Below are 16770 nucleotides of genomic sequence, written 5' to 3' on the forward strand. Positions count from 1 at the left end.
CCGCATGGCGTCCGGATGTGGACGGGGTGGGAAGGGAGGGGTTGCCGGGGCGGGGTGGTCGGCTTACCGTGCGCTTGTCATGGACTTGTTGTCGGGGGCAACAAATCGAACCGCGCGGAGGTCTCTGTGCGCAGCTTCCCACCCCGGACCCTCGTCCTCGGCCTCGTGACGGCGCTCGGCGCTCTCGGGGCCGCCACCCTCCCGGCGCACGCCGCGCCGGTCACCGGACGGCTCGCCGAGCGGGCCGCACCCTCGAACGCTCCATACCTGGACGCTCGACGACCTGTTCGAGAACGCGTCGAGGATCTGCTAAAGCGGATGACCCTGGACGACAAGCTCGGCCAGATGACCCAGGCCGAGCGTGGCGGGGCCACCCCGCAGGACGTCACGACGTACCGGCTCGGCTCGATCCTGTCCGGTGGCGGCTCGGTCCCCGACCCGAACACCCCGCAGGCCTGGGCGGACATGGTCGACGGCTACGAGCGCGGCGCGCTGGCGACGCCGCTGAAGATCCCGATGGTGTACGGCGCGGACGCCGTCCACGGGCACAACAACGTGTACGGCGCGACGGTCTTCCCGCACAACATCGGGCTTGGCGCGACCCGCGACCCCCGGCTCGTCCGGAAGATCGGGCGGGCGGTCGCCGAGGAGGTCGCGGGCACGGGCGTGCAGTGGACGTTCGCGCCGTGCCTGTGCGTCGCGCGCAACGACCGCTGGGGCCGGACGTACGAGTCGTTCGGCGAGGTGCCGGACCTGCCGGCCGCGATGACGACCGAGATCGTCGGGTTCCAGGGCGAGCGGCTCGGCGCCGGGCCCGCGTCCATCCTCGCGACCGCCAAGCACTACGTCGGCGACGGCGGGACGACCGGCGGCAAGGACCAGGGCGACACGCAGGTCTCCGAGGCCGAGCTGCGGCAGGTCCACCTGCCGCCGTTCCGCGAGGCCGTCCGGCGCGGTGTCGGGTCGGTGATGGTCTCGTACAGCTCGTGGAACGGCGTCAAGATGCACGGCAACAAGTACCTGATCACCGACGTCCTGAAGGGCGAGCTGGGGTTCCGGGGCTTCGTGGTCAGCGACTACAACGGCATCGACCAGATCGGCGGCGGGGAGCCCGGCCTCACGCCCGAGCGCGTCACGGCGGCGGTGAACGCGGGCATCGACATGTTCATGCAGCCGTGGGACTGGAAGCAGTTCATCGACACGCTGCGCGGTGAGATCGCCAACGGGCACGTCCCGATGTCGCGGATCGACGACGCGAACCGCCGCATCCTCACGGTGAAGTTCCAGATGGGGCTGTTCGAGCACCCGTTCGCGGACCGCTCCTGGCAGCGCACCTTCGGGTCGGACGAGCACCGCGCGCTGGCGCGGAAGGCCGTCGCCGAGTCGCAGGTCGTGCTGAAGAACGCCGGGAACGTGCTGCCGCTGCCGCGCGGCGCCGGGAAGATCTTCGTCGCGGGCAGGAACGCCGACGACATCGGCAACCAGACCGGCGGCTGGACGCTCACCTGGCAGGGCCAGTCCGGGCCGGTCACCAAGGGCACCACGATCCTCCAGGGCATCCGGAACACCGTCCGGCCGGGGACGACCGTCACCTACAGCAAGGACGGCTCGGGCATCGACAAGTCCTACAAGGTCGCGGTCGCGGTCGTGGGGGAGACCCCGTACGCCGAGTTCATGGGCGACCGCCCGGACGGCATGGGCCTGGACGACCAGGACCTGAGCACGCTCGCGACGCTGCGCGCGTCCGGCGTCCCGGTCGTGGTGGTGATGGTGTCGGGTCGTCCGCTGGACATCGCCTCGCAGCTGTCCGGATGGAACGGGTTCGTCGAGTCCTGGCTGCCGGGAACCGAGGGCCAGGGTGTTGCGGACGTGCTCTTCGGAACCGTCCGGCCGTCCGGAAGGCTGCCGGTCAGCTGGCCGCGCTCCGCGTCCCAGGAGCCCGTGAACAGGGGCGATGGCAAGTCGCCGCTGTTCCCTTACGGGTTCGGCCTCACGTACCGCCACTAACTGGCCTATAAAGGTCATATGTCGGCTTGACCGTGGCCGTGGGGAGAGGTCAACGGTATTAGTGGAACGGTCAAGCACAAAAGTGACTGAAGGGGCGGGAACGATGAAGAAGGTCGTCATCCACAAGTCCGGACCGGTCGCGCTGCGCGGCTCCGCCAGCGCCAAGCACGCGGGCTGACGCCGCTGAGCGGCACCGGCGACGGCGGCCCGGCGGACGCGGAGGGCGTCCACCGGGCCGCCGCATGCCAGCCTCCCGAACAGTCGCCGTCCGACGCTCTGTCCGAGGCTCCGCCCGGCGCCACCCCGCCCGACGGGACGCCGGTCGAGGAGGCGTCCGGGGGCGGGATGGGCGCGCGGTACAACCTGCTGCTCGCCGCGTACCTGACCTCGTCGCTCGGCAACTGGATCTACAAGGTCGCGCTGCCGCTGCTGATCCTGCACCGGACCGGCTCGGCCGTGCAGACGGGCGCCGTCTACACACTGGAGTACGCGCCGTTCCTGCTGCTGTCGATCCCCGGCGGGGTGCTCGCCGACCGCTTCCCGCGCCGCCTGGTGCTGGTCGCGGGCGACCTCGGCGCGGGCGTCGTCGCGTCCGTGCTGGCGTTCATCGTGATCGCGCACGGCCCGATCTGGACGATCTACATCGCCGCGTTCGTGCTGGCCTGCGCCGAACCGGTCTACCACCCGGCGTTCCAGAGCATCATCCCCGAGATCGCGCCGCCCGGACGGCTCGGCGCCGCCAACGCGCGCCTCTACGGCGGCGACAACCTGCTGAACCTGCTCGGCCCAGTGGCGGCGGGCGGCATCGTCACGCTCATCGGCCACGGCCCCACGATCTTCCTGGACGCGGCGACCTTCCTCATCTCGGCGGCGCTCATCGCCTCGATGTCCCGCTTCCGCGCCGCGTCCGCCGCCGTCCCCGAACCGCGGTCGGCCGCACGGACGCGCGTGCGGGACGAGATCCGGGAGGCGGCGCGGTACGCGGCGAAGTCGCCGACGCTGCGCGCCGGGGCGCTGATGTTCGCGATGAGCAACCTGCTCATCTGGTCCGTCCAGGCGAACTTCGTGTTCTACGTGTCGCACTACCACGGCTTCGGGCCGACGCTCGTCGGCGTGATGATCGGCCTCCAGGGCGCGGGCGCGCTGCTCGGCGCGATGCTCACGCAGCGGCTGCTGTCGCGCGGGCGCGCGCCGGGGCGGCTGCTCGTCCTGCTGACCGGCGTCCAGGGCGTCACGTTCCTGGCGCTGGTGCCGGCCCGGCACGTGGTCGACATCGGCGCGGCGTGGATGGCCGTATTCGTGTGCGGCGCGATCGTGAACGTCTCCTGGTTCACGCTGCGCCAGCAGATCACCCCGGCCCGGCTGCTCGGACGCGTCGTCGCGACGACGCGGATGGTCGCCTATTCCACGATCCCGGTGGGAACGCTCGCGGCGGGCCTGCTCGAATCGTCCTTCCACGATATGTACGCCGTTCTCGCGACCGTCGGATGCGCGGCCATCGCGATGGCATTGGTCGCGTCCCGGACGGCGCTGGCCCGTCCTGCCGAAACCGACGCGGGCCCGGTGGGAAAAGAAGTTGCGGACGCGGAATGAGAACGCCAGAGTAATCCCCGATGGCGGATAGGAAAGCTGGCGCTTTCGACGGTCTCATAAGCCGTTCAAGGTGGGTTCGATTCCCGCATCCGCTACGCGTTCGCACGCAATTGCATAACGAGTCTCCGTGGCGCAGGGGAAAGCGCGTCGGGTTGCGGACCCGAAGGCCGCAGGTTCGAATCCTGCCGGAGACACCTCGACGGCCGGGCGGGGAGAGCAATCTGGGCGATGTCGCGCCCGTCCGCCGCGTGCTCCACTGACGGCTACACCGACGGTGGGGAGGACCCAGTGACCGTCTCGAACCCGAAGTCCGCGGACGGCGCGCGTGCGTCCGCCCTGCCGGACGTGACCGGGCTCCTCCGGGAGTACCGGGCCGTGGTCGTCCCGGCCGGGCGGCTGTTCCTGGAGCGGGAGATCTCCGCGGACGGCCTGCGCGCGCTCTGGCGGCCCTACTACTACGCGTCCTTCCACGCGTTCGACCTCGCGGTGGAGCGGGCCTGGCGGGAGGCCGCCGGGTCGAGCGGGCTGCTGGAGTCCGGGCACCCCGCCGCCGACCCCGCGCTGGAACCGCAGCTGCGGTTCTTCCCGGTGTCGATCGCGCACAACAACCTCGACCGGCTGATCGAGGTGCTCGCCGTGGAACTCGGCGACGGCACCGCCGACCGGACCGGCACCCCCGAGCGCATCGTCGACTTCGCGCACGTCGTGGACGCCCTGGACGCCCTGATGGCGTCCCTCGCCGCCGCCTAGCCGCGGCGTCCCTGGCCGCGGCCTAGCTGCGGCGTCCCTCGCCGCCTAGCTGCGGCGTCCCTCGCCGCCTGGTCGTGGCTCCGGCCGCCCGGCGGCCGAACACCGGCTTCATCGCAAGCAGAGAAAGGCCCAGCAGTGGAACACCGCGACATCCTCACCGCCCTGGTAGACCGGGGGACCGCCCCCGGCGCCGCCGGGGCCGCGCTCTCGGCGGCCGGGGTCGTCAAGGGCCACGCGTCGGCGTGGGGCGGCGCCGGAAACCTCTACCCCATCCGCCCCTACACCCTCACCCCCGCCGCGCTGGAGGCGTTCACGGTGCGCGAGCGCATCCACGTGAGCGTGGACGGCCTCGGCGAGGACCTCGTCGACCTGCACGGTATGGCCATCTACCGGCGGCACGACCCGGTCGCCGGCGACGGGCACGGCCTGGACTGGGCCGGGTCGGTCATCACCGCGCAGTTCCTGGCGCTCCAGGTCACCGGGCACAGCGAGGTGTTCGGCCAGGTCAGGGTGTCCAACACGCCGTCCCGCCCGGAGGGCGCCCGGGTCCGCCCGACGCCGCCGCCCGGCGGTCCGGACGTCGGCGTGATGCCGATCAAGGACTGCGTGACCATGATCTACCCGCGGTTCGAGATCGAGCGCCTCGGCCGGACCGTCGACACGGGCGCGCAGGTCGTCCGCCTGGAGTCGCGGGTCGCGATGGTGCCGCCGATCGGCGACGTGTCGCGCACGTCCCGCCGCTACCCGCTGTACGACGAGGACGGCCGCCGCGTCGGCGAGCTGGTCGGCGCCGACATCGAGATCGGCGCGCTGCTGCACCACGTCCCGGTCGACAGCGCCGTGATCCCGGAGGCGGTCGCGGCCGCCATCGCCTGACCGTCATGGACGACGTGCGCGTGCGCGGGCCGGCCCGGGCCCGGCTGGGAGCGGGCCGGCTCGCGTGCTACGGGTTCGCCGTCGAGGCGGTGATCGGGCACCGTCCCGCCCGCTACCTGCTGGCCCGCCGCTTCGGCCCGGACGGTGCGCTGACCGTCCTCTTCGTGACCCGCCCCGAGCCCCTCACCGGCACCTACATCCGGATCGCGGAGGCGGGTGGCGGGTGCGAGATCGAGACGTTCATTCCTACGATGCGGCGGCCCGTTGCGATTCGCGGACGGTTCGTCCTCGACACCTTGCCGCTCAGCGATGTCGGCTACCTCGACCTGATGGCCTGGCCGCATCCGTGGCTGGACGAGTGCGAGAGCCCGCCGGACGCGCTGCCCGGCCCGCTCGCGGGCGGTGATGCGTGGACGCGGACTTTTCGCGGTCCGGGCGAGTTCGGCGACCGTTACGTGACCGAGGCGGACGATGACGGCTGCGTGGTCGAACGCGCCGTCTGGATGGACGCCGTGCTGCCCGTCCGGCGCTGGAGGGTTGTGGAGGAGTCGGGGCCGGATCGGCTGCCGCTGCGGATTGAGGTGGCCCGTCCGCGAACCGGGCATAGCACCGAGTTCGTCCGCACGGGCGAGCCGCGGCCTCTTGACCCGGCCGTGCTCGACCGGCCGCCGGGCGACCTCCGCGCTTATCTGGACGACGTGCTGGCCGCGTCTGTGTGAGCGTCTAGTTGGGAGCGTCCGTATGGGCGTCAGGTTGCGGAGCGCCGGTGTGAGCGTCCGGCGGCTCGTCGTGGTTCCGGCGCTTGTCGCGTTCGGGCTGGTGAGGATGGCGGTGCTCGTGCTCGTCGCGCGCCGTGGCCGTCGCAAGGCGGTGGCGGCGGACGAGACGGCGCGGCTGCTGGAACGGCTCGGCGGGACGTTCATCAAGGTCGGCCAGATCCTCGCGACGCGCGTCGATCTCGTCGGAGAGACGCTCGCGGACGGGTTGGCTCGGCTGCATGACGATGTCCGTCCGATGCGTCCGGATGCTGCGGCGCGTGCTGTGCGAGCGGCGCCCGCCGAGCTGGCCCCGGGGTTGGCGCGGGCCATCGTGGATCCGCCGGTCGCGAGCGGTTCGATCGCGTGCGTCTACCGCGTTGAGACGCCGTTGGGTGTCGTGGCGGCGAAGGTTCGGCGGCCTGATGTCGGCTTGGCGATGGCGGCTGATCTGGCGTTCATGCGCCGCTGCGCGCGCCTTGCCGGAATGCTTCCGCCGCTGCGCCGCATCCCGCTCGCCGAGATGGTCGAGCAGGTCGGCGCGTGCGTGATGCGGCAGCAGGACTTCGCCGCCGAGGCGTCCAACCTGCGGTTCCTGCGCGAACGCCTCGCCGGGCGGGACGGTCTGCTCGTGCCTGGTGTGCTGGACGAAAGGTGTGGCCCCGGGATCATCGCCATGGAGTTCATCGACGGCCTGGACCGCGAGACACCGGACCGGCTGCCCGCGCCCGTTCGCGAGGCGGCCGTCGGACGGCTCGTCCACGCCGTCTACGAGCTGCTGTTCCTGCACGGCTTCGTCCATGTGGACCTGCACCAGGGCAACGCCTACTTCCTCGCGGACGGACGCGTCGTGCTGCTGGACGCGGGCCTGTGCTTCCAGCTCGGCGACGTCGCGCGGGACCGCTTCACCCGGTTCTTCGCCGGGATGGTCACCGGCGACGGCAACGGCTGCGCGGACGTGCTGCTCTCGACCGTCCGGAGCGCCGCCCCGGACGCCGACCTCGCCGCGTTCCGGGCCGCGGTCGCGGATCTGGTCGTCCGGAACGCCCGCCGCCTCGCGCGCGACTTCAACCTCTCCGCGTTTTGCATCGAGCTGTTCAATATCCAGCGGCGGCACCGGCTGGTCGCCGATCCGGAGTTCGTCTTCCCGATGCTGTCGCTGCTCACGCTCGAAGGGACCGTCCGGCGGCACCACCCGGACATGGACTTCCAGGTGGAGGCCGCTCCGTACGCGATGCAAGCGCTCCTGTTCAGCGGAGAGCTTGAGGATCAGCGCAGCGGGGAACCCGGAGGTCAGCGCAGTGCGGCGAAGGCGCGGACGGCCTGATCGACCTCGTCCGGCGTGGTCACGATGCTCGGCCCGACGCGGACGTAGGACTCCCGATACGGCGTGTCCCCGGTGGATACACCGTGCTCGTCCAGCAGCCGCGCGACCGCTTCGCGCGGTTCCATGCCGTCCACGGCGCAGCACACGATGCCGGACGACACCGCCGGGTCCCTCGGCGTGACGACCCGGACGTGCGGGATGCCGGCCAGCCCGTCCTTCAGCTGAGCGGCCTGCGACCTCGTCCGCTGCGCGACTCTGTCTCGTCCGATGGCGTGATGGAACGCGAACGCGGCCGGGAGCGCCCAGCGCGCGCTGTAGGAGTGGTAGCCGCCCGGGCTGTTGAGGTCGCCCGGAGGCCCGTCCGGCGGACGTCCGGAAAGCGAACCCCTGAGCGCGGGCATCGAGAAGCTCGGGATCAGCGGGTCGAGCGCCGTCCACGCGTCCCGACGGCCCCACACGAACCCCGTTCCGCGCGGGCCGAAAAGCCACTTGTGCGTCGCCGTCATGAAGAAGTCGCAGCCGAGCGCGGCGACGTCGGCGTCCTCGACCGCGAACCCGTGCGCGCCGTCCACGCAGACCAGCAGCCGCTCACCCCGGCGCGCGCTCACCTCCGCGGCCATCGCGGCGATCTCGGGCAGCGGGATCATCACGCCGGTGCAGGAATGCACCCAGGTCAGCGCGAGCACCCGCGTCCGCGGGCCGATCGCCGCGCGGAGCCGTCCGACGATCTCGTCCCGCGACGCCAGCGCCGGATCGTCATAAAGCCGGACGGTCCGGACGCGCACCCCGTCCCGCACCGAACGCAGCCGCAGCGACTCATGCGTCGAGTAGAACTCGTGCCCGGTGGTCAGCACCTCGTCGTCCGGGCCGAGCCGCAGCCCCGCGTAGACGAGCCCGATCCCCATCGTCGTGCTGTCGGTCAGCGCCACGTCCCCGGCCTCACCGCCGACGTACGCCGCGACCGCCTGCCGGGCCTCTTCGCCGCGCCGGAAGTCGTCCGCGCCGAGCCCGTACCGCTGCGGCTCGGCGTCCAGGCCCGCCTCGAACTCCGCGATCGCCTCCCGCACCGGACGCGGATGGGACGCCAGCATGAACGCCGAGAAATGCGCGTACCGCCGCGTCAGCGCGAACGCGTCCCGCACCTCGCCCCAGCCGAGCGGCTCGGATCCAGCAGCCATCCCGCCCTCCAAGGCCAGACGGAACCCCGACTCCGTTGAACATGTACCAGCGCCGCGGCCCGCCGGTAAGACCTCCGGCCTCATTCCGCAAGAACGGACGAACCCGTCCGGACGCGGGTTGACCGCATCAGGACACGAAGCGTCCGGACATTGTGAACCACGGGCCCGCCCGTGTACCGATTGATGCGTTGGATAACTCCGGGTGAGGGCGGGACCATGAAAACGATTCTCGTGCATAGAACCGGGCCGGTCGCGCTGAGCGGCGTGGCCAGCACCAGGCACGCCGGCCTGTGAGGCCGCGGACACGACGAACGGCAGCCAGCACCGCGACGCGACCCGATTGGGCGGCGACGACAGCCAAGCGCCCGGCAACGCGACACGAGCACGCGGTGGCGAGGGCCGGGCGCGCGGTGGCAAGCGGCGGGCGCGCGGCGATGCGGCGCGGGTGCGCGGCGACGCGACACGGGCACGCGGCGACGACAGCCGAGCGCGCGGCGACGCGACGCGAGCGCGCGGTGGCGAGGGCCGCTGGCGCGTCGATGCGGCGCGGGCGCGCGGTGGCGAGGGCCGCTGGCGCGTCGATGCGGCGCGGGCGCGCGGCGATGCGACGCGATTGGGCGGCGATGGCGGCCGAGTGCGCGGGGGGTGCTGGATGAGCGACGTGGACGAAGTGCGCATTTCGGCGGATCGGCGGGTCGGTGGACCGTACACGGCTGGCGCCGCGCTGCTCGATGTGCTCGCGCGCGAGGCCGTTGCCGAACGGCCCGAGCTTCTGGCCGCCTATGACATCGAGCTCCGGGCGGTCGCGCCTGACCTGGGCGATCTGGTCCCGGCGCGGCGCGTTCCGCTGGTCGATCGCGTGGACCGGTCCGAACGCATTCTCGTCCCGGCCGCGCGCCGGACGCTGCGCATCGCGAACGGCGTGGCCGAGTTCGTCCGCGCCTGGCTTGAGGCGTCCGGCCGTCCGCGCACGGTCGTGCTGGACGGCTACGCGGAGGCCGATCCCGCCGATGCCGAACTCGTCGCCGTCCTGCGTCGCCGCGTTGACTCCGCGCTGCTCAACGTCCAGGTCGAGGACGCGCCATCGGCACTCCCCGGCGATGACCTCGATCCCGCCGGACATGCGGCGTGCGCCGACGAGCTGGAGGCGTCCGGCCGGATCGGGCCGCGCCTCGGGCTCGTCCTGCACCACCGCGACCGCGCCGGGGACCCGGCCCGCGCCGCCGCGTCCTACGCGTACGCCGTCTCCTGGTGCCTGGACCACGGCTGCCACGACGCCGCCGCCGAACTCGGCCGCCGCGGCATCGAGCACGCCGAGTCCGCCGCCAAGGCCGGCGCCGGGAGCCGTGCGCCTTCGGGGGTGTGGTGGGAGCTCGTCCATGCGACCGCGATGGCGCTGTCGGCGCTGCGGCGCGAGGACGAGGCCGAGCACCTCCTGCACCACGCCCGCGCGACCACCGACTCGCCCGTGTGGCACTCCACGATCGCCTACTCGCTCGGCATGCTCGCCGTCCGCCACCACGACCCCGGGCGGCGCGACCTGTCCGCCGCGCTGGCCTGGACGAACACCGCGATCGCGATCTGCGGGCTGCTGCCCGACCCGGCCGAGCGCGCGATCAAGCTCGGCTTCGACCTGAACGGCCGCGCCCTCGTCGAGTCCCGCCTCGGCCGGGACGGCGAGGCCCTCCGGCTCGTCCAGGACGCGATCGACCTCGCCGACCGCGACCTGCCGCCCGGCGCCCAGCCCGTCCACCGGATGGTGCTGCTCGCCAACCGCGCGATGGTGCTCGACCGCCTCGGCCGGACGACCGAGGCCCTCGCCGACTGGACGGCCGTGATCGACGCCGACCCCGTCCACCCCGACTACTACATCGACCGCGGCAACCTGCTGCTGCGCCTGGGCCGCCCGGACGACGCCGTGGCCGACTACGAGACCGCGATGGCCGCAGGCCCGCCGTTCCCTGAGCCGTACTTCAACCGCTCGGAGATCCGGTTCGCCGAGGGCGACCACGAGGGCGCGCTCGCCGACCTGGACCACGCGCTCGACCTCGACCCTGCCTTCGCCGAGGCGCGGACGAACCGCGCCGGCCTGCTCACCGCCCTCGGCCGCCACGCCGAGGCCCGCACGGACTGCGAGGCCGGCCTCGCCCACCACCCCGGCGACGCGCACCTGCTCAGCGTCCTCGGCCAGATCGAGGCAGCCGAGGGCCGCGCCGACCGCGCCCGCGCCGCCTTCGACCAGGCCCTCGCCGGCGACCCGACCCTCGCCGCCGCCTGGGCGGCCCGTGGCGTCCTCGCCTACGAGACCGGCGACCCGGACATGGCCGTCGCCGACCTCACCCAATCCCTGGTCCTCGTCGAAGACCCGGCCGTCCTCTTCAACCGAGCCGTCGTCCTCCGCACGCTCAACCGCATTGACGAAGCCCGAACCGACCTGGAGCGCGCGCAAGCCCTGTCCCCGGACGACCCGGACATCGAAAAGGCCCTGGCCGACCTCGACTAAGCGTCGGCGTTCTGGAGGGTGGTGAGGGCGCGGACGGTTTCGTAGCCGCGCCAGTCGAGGGCGCCGGCGGGGGAGATCTTGGCGTACTCGACCGTCCAGCCGCCGTCGTCCTGCTGGGCGGCGGCCAGGCGGGCCAGGTCCGCGGCGACGACCTCGGGGGTGAAGAGGCCGCGGGGCGGACGGCCCGGGACGGCGGCGAAGTCGAGCGGACGCAGGTACTCGTTCTCGGTGCCGCCCTCGACGTGCACCCTGCCGTCCTTCGGGACGTAGGCCGCGAGGCGTTCGAGCAGGTCGGCGGCCTCGGGGCCGTCGTCGCGCAGGGCGTCCAGGACGCGGATCGAGAACGCCAGGATGTAGGCGTGCGGCTGCCCGTCCAGGGCGTCGATCGCGTTGAGGCAGTAGCGGGTGGCGCGCGGAAGCCAGGGGTGCGCGGCCACGGCGGGGTCGACCTTGGCGGTCTGGAGCGCGGCGACCAGGGTGAACGCGGTGATCTGGAGCGAGGACGCGGCCGTGTCGGCCCCGGCCCACCAGGGGGCGTTCCCCGCTTCGCTCGTCTGCGGCATCGCGAACGGGATGCCGCCGTCCGGCAGGGTCACCTCGTCGAGCCAGTCGCACACGCCGACCGCGTGCGGGTGGCCGCCGACCTCGGCGAACACCTCGAACGCGTGCCCGGCGGCGGCCGTCTGGCTCTCCGGGGAGCGCAGGTCGGGCTCCAGGCCCCAGCCGTACCCGCCGTCCGGGTTGCGGTAGCCGTCGAGCGCGGCGACGACGGCGTCCCGACCGGGGCGGCCGCCGAAGAGGTGGTCGAAGCGGCGGCGGTCCAGGACGCGCGCGTGAGTGGCCATGAAGGCGGCCGCCCGGTTCAGGTCGATGCCCGCGGTCTTGTCGATGTCCATGCGTTCATCCTGGTCGGCGCCGGTCCGGGTGTCTTGTAGGTTCCGGTCATGCCACGGTGAGGCGGCGGCCGGTGATCTCCTTCGGGTTGAGCCGGATGCGGGCCGGGCGGGCGTCCGCGGGCCACGGCTCGACCGGCGCGGAGTCCTCCTCGTCCCCCAGCTGGCGCGCGCCGCCGCGCAGCAGGACGCTCCAGCCCTCCCGCATCTCGGAGTCGAAGTCGTCCACCTCGAAGGCGATCCGCACCTCCGCGCCGGACAGCAGGCCCGCGAGCTTCTGGTTCAGCCGCCCGGCGAGCGAGGTGCGGAACACGACCTCCTCGCCGTCCATGACGTAGTTCACCGGCAGCACCGACGGGCCCTCGCCGTCGTCGAACGCCACGCGCCCCACGCCGCCCGGCGCGATCAGCGCCAGGCACGCCTCGCGGTCGAGCTCCGACAGCGTCGGACGTCCCTGCGGTTCGCTCATGGCGGGTGCCTTTCTGCTGGTAGGTCTCGGTTTTCCCCTTCCCCGATCTCGCCCGGGCCACCCCGTGACGTCGATCGCGTCCGGCCGGACGCCCCCGGTAGGGTCAAGGACGTCCCAAGGGAGAGGTGGGAGCGCCCGGTGGACGATCCGCTGCGCCCCGGACTGCTGCTCGGCGGCAGGTACCGGCTGGAGGCCCGCGTCGGCGACGGCGGCATGGCGTCGGTCTGGCGCGCGTTCGACGGCGTCCTGTCCCGCCCGGTCGCGGTGAAGGTCCCGCGCGCGGACGGCCTGCCCCTGGACGGCCCGGGACGGTCGGCGCGGCGGCTGCGCCGGGAGGCGACGGCCGCGGCCCGCCTCACCCATCCCGGCATCACCGGCGTCTACGACTACGGCGAGGCCGAGATGCCTTCCGGCGGGCGCCTCCCGTACGTGGTCATGGAACTGCTCGACGGCGAGACCCTCGCCGCCCGGCTAGCCCGAGGCCCGCTGGAGCCCCGCGAGGCCGCGGCCGTGGGCGCGCAGATCGCCCGCGCGCTGGCTGCGGCGCATGCGGCCGGTGTCGTCCACCGGGACGTCAAGCCCGCGAACGTCATGCTCACGCCGTCGGGTGTGAAGGTCGTTGATTTCGGCCTTGCCTTCGGGGCCCGTCCGGCCGATGCACCGGCGTCTCGCGCTCCCGGCGGCGCGGTGCTCGGCACGCCCGCGTATGTGGCGCCTGAGCTGCTCAGAGGCGACGATCCGACCCCCGCCGCCGATGTCTACGCGCTCGGCGTCCTGCTGGGGGAGGCTCTCCCGTCGCCCGTTCCGGACGGCCTGTCGGCGCTCGTGGACCGCTGCCTGGACGCCGATCCCGCGCGCCGTCCCTCCGCCGAGGAGGCGGGCGAGATCCTGGCAGCGGCCGGGGGCCTCGCTCCGCTCACGTCCGGCTTCGCCGCCTCACAGCCTCCGGCGGACGCGGAGACCGGCGTGATCGATCGTCCGCCCAACCCGACCCGGATCCTGGACGAGCCGCCGCCCGCCGGGGCGTCCCGCAGGCCGCTGATCATCGGCGCGGGAATCGCCGCCGTCGTGCTCGCCGTCACCGGCTTGATCGCCGCCCTTCCCGCCGAGAGGAAGCCCGCCGCATCGTCCAGTCCGGCGCCGCCGAGGACGTTCGCGCCCGCCGAGCCGTCCTGCGCGGTGGCGTACGCGGTGACCGGCCAGTGGCCCGGCGGGTTCCAGGCCCAGGTGCGGATCACCAACCTGGGCAAGCAAGCGCTCGCCGACTGGCGCCTCGCCTGGACGTTCTCCCGCGGCGAGCGCATCACCCAGATCTGGAACGGCACCCAGCAGCAGAGCGGCGCGGACGTCACCGTCACCCCGGCCGACTACGACCGGAGCATCGCCCCGAACGGCAGCGTCGACTTCGGCTTCCTCGGGACGGCCCGGAGCAGCGCCCCCGAACCCCGCCCGGAGTCCTTCGCCATGAACGGATCGCCCTGCCGCCAGGCGTGAACCCCTTGTCTCGCCCTGCCGCCAGGCGTGAACCCCTTGTCTCGCCCTGCCGCCAGGCGTGAACCCCTTGTCCAACGGGCCGTCCGAACTGCACGATGAGCCCATGCGGATCTCCTCGATCGTGCTGGTCCTCTGGCTCGTCATCGGCGCCGTCGCCGCGGGCCAGCGCCACTACTACGACCGTCCCGTCAAGGACAACCTCAAGGACTGCAGCCGGAGCGGCACGATCGCGGTAACGGTGATCGCCGGGCCGCTCAACTACATCGGCCTCAACCCCAAGATCTCCTGCACCATGCCCGAACCCAGCAAGTAACCCGGCCACCGGCAAAAATGACGCGACCCCGCGTCCCGCCGGGATCACCGGACGGGAACGCGGGGCCGTACGCCGCCCCACGGGGTGCGCCATGGGCGGCGGCTCTGTTGATTGAGCCTCCGGCTCCGCGCCCTCGCCTAGCGGCTCGGGCGCGGCCCGGAAACTCGTGCGAGCGCGGCATTGCTTCGCGATCAACCGCGCGGGGCTCGCCTCCGGCGTCGCCCCGCACGGTTGGTAACGCGCTCGCGCGGGTTGAGGTCTGCGAACGGCTCAGCCACGTTATGCGACGATCAGGAGTGGGTTCTCCAGGAGCTCGGCGAGGCGGGCCAGGAACTGGGCGGCGGTGGCACCGTCGGCGGCGCGGTGGTCGACCGAGAGGGTGATCGCCATGCGCTTGCCGGGGACGACCTGGCCGTCCTTGACCACCGGCTCGTCCCGGACCGCGCCGACCGCGAGGATCGCGGCCTCCGGCGGGTTGATCACCGCCGAGAACGAGTCGACGCCGAACATGCCCAGGTTGCTGACCGAGAACGTGCCGCCGGTCATCTCCGCGGGGGACAGCTTGCCGTCCCGGGCGCGGCCCGCCAGCTCGCGGGTCTCGGCGCCGATCTGGGAGACGGACTTGCGGTCCGCGTCCTTGATCACCGGGACGAGCAGGCCGTCCGGCACGGCGACGGCCACGCCGACGTGGACGCGCTTGTGCACGAGCAGCGCGTCCTCGGTGTAGGAGGTGTTGACCTGCGGGTGCTCGCGCAGCGCCCGCGCGGACGCCTTGACGATCAGGTCGTTCACGCTGACCTTGGCCGGGGCGAGCGCCTCGTTCAGGGTCTTGCGGAAGGCGACCAGCGCCTCGGCGTCCACGTCGCGGTTCAGGTAGAAGTGCGGCGCGTTCTGCTTGCTCTCGACCAGGCGGCGCGCCGCGACCTTGCGGAAGCGGTTCAGCGGGACGCGCTCGACGTCCTCGTCCGCGACCTGCGGGGCGGCGGCGGGCTTCGGCGCGGACGCGGCCGCCGGAGCGGGCTGCGCGGCGGCCGGAGCCGGAGCCGGGGCAGCGGGCGCCGGGGTGGCGCCGCCGCGGATCGCGGCCTCGATGTCCGCGCGGATGATCCGTCCGCCCGGGCCGCTGCCGGTGATCGTGTGCAGGTCGAGGCCGTGGTCGCGGGCCAGCCGCCGCGCCAGCGGGGACGACGGCGGGCGGGTGCCCGACACGCCGTTCGCCGACGGACGCTCGGCCACCGCACCTACCGCCGCCGGAACCAGCTCCGCCTCGGCGGCGGGCTCAGCCTCGACCGGAGCAGGAGCAGCGGCAGCGGCGGGCTCGGCCGGGGCCGAAGCCTTGGCCGGGGCCGCGGCCGGAGCGTCGCCCTTGCCGCCGATGACCGCGATCGGCGCGCCGATCGCGGCGGTCTCGCCCTCGCCGACGAGGATCTCGGTCAGCACGCCGGCCTCGTAGGCCTCGTACTCCATGACCGCCTTGTCGGTCTCGATCTCGCAGAGCACGTCGCCGACGGCCACCTCGTCCCCCGGCTTCTTCTGCCAGGCGGCGATGACGCCCTCCTCCATGGTGTCGGAGAGGCGGGGCATCAGGATCTCGGTCATCGGGCGGTCTCCAGGGTCGGGCGGCCGGTCGCGCGGAGGGTTTCGCGAACGGCGGTGAGCAGGGAGTCTGCGGACGGGAGCGCGGCCATCTCCAGCGGCTTGCTGTAGGGCAGCGGGACCTCGGCCATCGCGACCCGGCGGACCGGGGCGTCCAGCCAGTCGAACGCGCCCTCCTGGATCGTCGCGGCGATCTCCGCGCCGATGCCGTAGGTGAGCCAGTCGTCCTCGGCGACGACCGCCGAGCCGGTCTTGCGGACCGACCTCACGATCGTCTCCCGGTCCAGCGGGCGGAGGCTGCGCAGGTCCACGACCTCGGCGGACACACCCTCGGCGGCCAGCTTGTCGGCCACCTCGGACGCCACGTGCGCCATCCGCGAGTAGCCGATGATCGTGATGTCGGTGCCCTCGCGGGTCACGGCCGCGCGGCCGATCTCCGCGGGCTGGACGTCGGCGATGTCGTCCGGCACCTCGCCCTTGGTGTTGTAGAGCGCGAGGTTCTCCAGGAACAGCACCGGGTCGTCGTCCCGGATCGCGGCCTTGAGCAGCGCGGACGCCTCCAGCGGCGTGGACGGCGCGACGACCTTCAGGCCCGGCACGAACGAGTAGTACAGCTCGACGTTCTGCGAGTGCGTCGCGCCGAGCTGCTGCCCGCCGCCGCCGGGCGTGCGGATCACCAGCGGGACGGGCTTCTGCCCGCCGAACATGCCGTAGATCTTGGCGGCGTGGTTGACGATCTGGTCCAGCGCCAGCAGCGAGAAGTTGATCGTCATCAGCTCCACGACCGGGCGCAGGCCCAGCATGGCCGCGCCGATCGCGGCGCCGACGAAGCCCTCCTCGGCGATCGGGGTGTCGCGCACGCGGCGCTCCCCGAACTCCTTCAGCAGCCCCTCGGTGATCTTGTAGGAGCCCTCGAAGACGCCGATCTCCTCGCCCATCAGCAGGACGTTCTCGTCGCGGAGCATCTCGGCCCGCAGCGTGTCGCGCAGGGCCTGGCGGTAGGTGATGGTTGCCAT

Annotated in this window: 14 protein-coding genes and 2 tRNA genes; 11 read left to right on the top strand and 5 right to left on the bottom strand. The window is 72.9% G+C overall.

Annotated elements, in window-relative coordinates:
• Window positions 1–126 precede the first annotated feature (126 nt).
• The 8 genes from FHU30_RS06250 (at window position 127) to FHU30_RS06285 (ending at window position 7308) form a co-directional block, all read left to right on the top strand.
• A complete protein-coding gene (locus tag FHU30_RS06250) occupies window positions 127–2007 on the top strand; it encodes a glycoside hydrolase family 3 protein (protein ID WP_253872780.1) in 1881 nt (626 codons plus the stop codon).
• Window positions 2008–2352: 345 nt separating this feature from the next.
• Window positions 2353–3600: an MFS transporter gene (locus FHU30_RS06255; protein WP_253872783.1), complete on the top strand. Its 1248-nt coding sequence runs from the start codon at window positions 2353–2355 to the stop codon at window positions 3598–3600.
• Window positions 3601–3622: 22 nt separating this feature from the next.
• Window positions 3623–3695: transfer RNA gene (locus FHU30_RS06260), tRNA-Met, on the top strand.
• A 26-nt stretch (window positions 3696–3721) separates the two neighbouring features.
• A tRNA-Arg gene (locus tag FHU30_RS06265) sits at window positions 3722–3794 on the top strand.
• Between the two features lie 94 nt (window positions 3795–3888).
• A complete protein-coding gene (locus FHU30_RS06270; RefSeq protein WP_253872786.1) occupies window positions 3889–4350 on the top strand; it encodes a hypothetical protein in 462 nt (153 codons plus the stop codon).
• A 135-nt stretch (window positions 4351–4485) separates the two neighbouring features.
• Complete coding sequence (locus FHU30_RS06275; RefSeq protein WP_253872789.1) at window positions 4486–5226, top strand: DUF6073 family protein; 741 nt, start codon at window positions 4486–4488, stop codon at window positions 5224–5226.
• A gap of 5 nt (window positions 5227–5231) precedes the next feature.
• Complete coding sequence (locus tag FHU30_RS06280) at window positions 5232–5945, top strand: hypothetical protein (protein WP_253872791.1); 714 nt, start codon at window positions 5232–5234, stop codon at window positions 5943–5945.
• 22 nt (window positions 5946–5967) lie between these two features.
• Entirely contained in the window at window positions 5968–7308 is a 1341-nt protein-coding gene (locus FHU30_RS06285; protein ID WP_253872794.1) for an ABC1 kinase family protein, read from the top strand.
• Here FHU30_RS06285 and FHU30_RS06290 read toward each other — a convergent pair.
• Entirely contained in the window at window positions 7275–8486 is a 1212-nt protein-coding gene (locus tag FHU30_RS06290) for an aminotransferase class V-fold PLP-dependent enzyme (protein ID WP_253872797.1), read from the bottom strand. The two genes, FHU30_RS06285 and FHU30_RS06290, sit on opposite strands and share 34 nt — an antisense overlap.
• Before the next feature lie 652 nt (window positions 8487–9138).
• Between FHU30_RS06290 and FHU30_RS06295 the strand changes: the two genes are divergently transcribed.
• The gene (locus FHU30_RS06295) at window positions 9139–10989 is read left to right on the top strand and encodes a tetratricopeptide repeat protein (RefSeq protein ID WP_253872799.1); all 1851 of its coding nucleotides are present in this window, start codon (window positions 9139–9141) and stop codon (window positions 10987–10989) included.
• On the opposite strand, the gene FHU30_RS06300 is transcribed toward FHU30_RS06295, so the two are convergent.
• Entirely contained in the window at window positions 10986–11885 is a 900-nt protein-coding gene (locus FHU30_RS06300; protein ID WP_253872801.1) for a hypothetical protein, read from the bottom strand. The genes FHU30_RS06295 and FHU30_RS06300 overlap by 4 nt on opposite strands.
• A 46-nt stretch (window positions 11886–11931) precedes the next feature.
• On the bottom strand, window positions 11932–12351 hold the full coding sequence (locus tag FHU30_RS06305; protein WP_253872804.1) for a pyridoxamine 5'-phosphate oxidase family protein: 420 nt from the start codon (window positions 12349–12351) through the stop codon (window positions 11932–11934).
• Between the two features lie 138 nt (window positions 12352–12489).
• On the opposite strand from FHU30_RS06305, the gene FHU30_RS06310 reads away from it, so the two are divergent.
• Window positions 12490–13845 (top strand): protein kinase domain-containing protein, encoded by a 1356-nt coding sequence (locus FHU30_RS06310; RefSeq protein WP_253872806.1) that lies wholly within the window; start codon window positions 12490–12492, stop codon window positions 13843–13845.
• A gap of 103 nt (window positions 13846–13948) precedes the next feature.
• Window positions 13949–14158 carry a hypothetical protein gene (locus FHU30_RS06315; RefSeq protein WP_253872809.1) on the top strand — a complete coding sequence of 70 codons (210 nt, stop codon included), beginning with the start codon at window positions 13949–13951 and terminating at the stop codon, window positions 14156–14158.
• Window positions 14159–14437: 279 nt separating this feature from the next.
• On the opposite strand, the gene FHU30_RS06320 is transcribed toward FHU30_RS06315, so the two are convergent.
• Window positions 14438–15757: a dihydrolipoamide acetyltransferase family protein gene (locus tag FHU30_RS06320; protein WP_253872812.1), complete on the bottom strand. Its 1320-nt coding sequence runs from the start codon at window positions 15755–15757 to the stop codon at window positions 14438–14440.
• Complete coding sequence (locus FHU30_RS06325) at window positions 15754–16770, bottom strand: alpha-ketoacid dehydrogenase subunit beta (RefSeq protein WP_253872814.1); 1017 nt, start codon at window positions 16768–16770, stop codon at window positions 15754–15756. The genes FHU30_RS06320 and FHU30_RS06325 overlap by 4 nt, the downstream gene beginning before the upstream one ends.

Source organism: Actinomadura rupiterrae (genome assembly GCF_024172125.1).
GTDB classification, from domain to species: Bacteria; Actinomycetota; Actinomycetes; order Streptosporangiales; family Streptosporangiaceae; genus Spirillospora; species Spirillospora rupiterrae.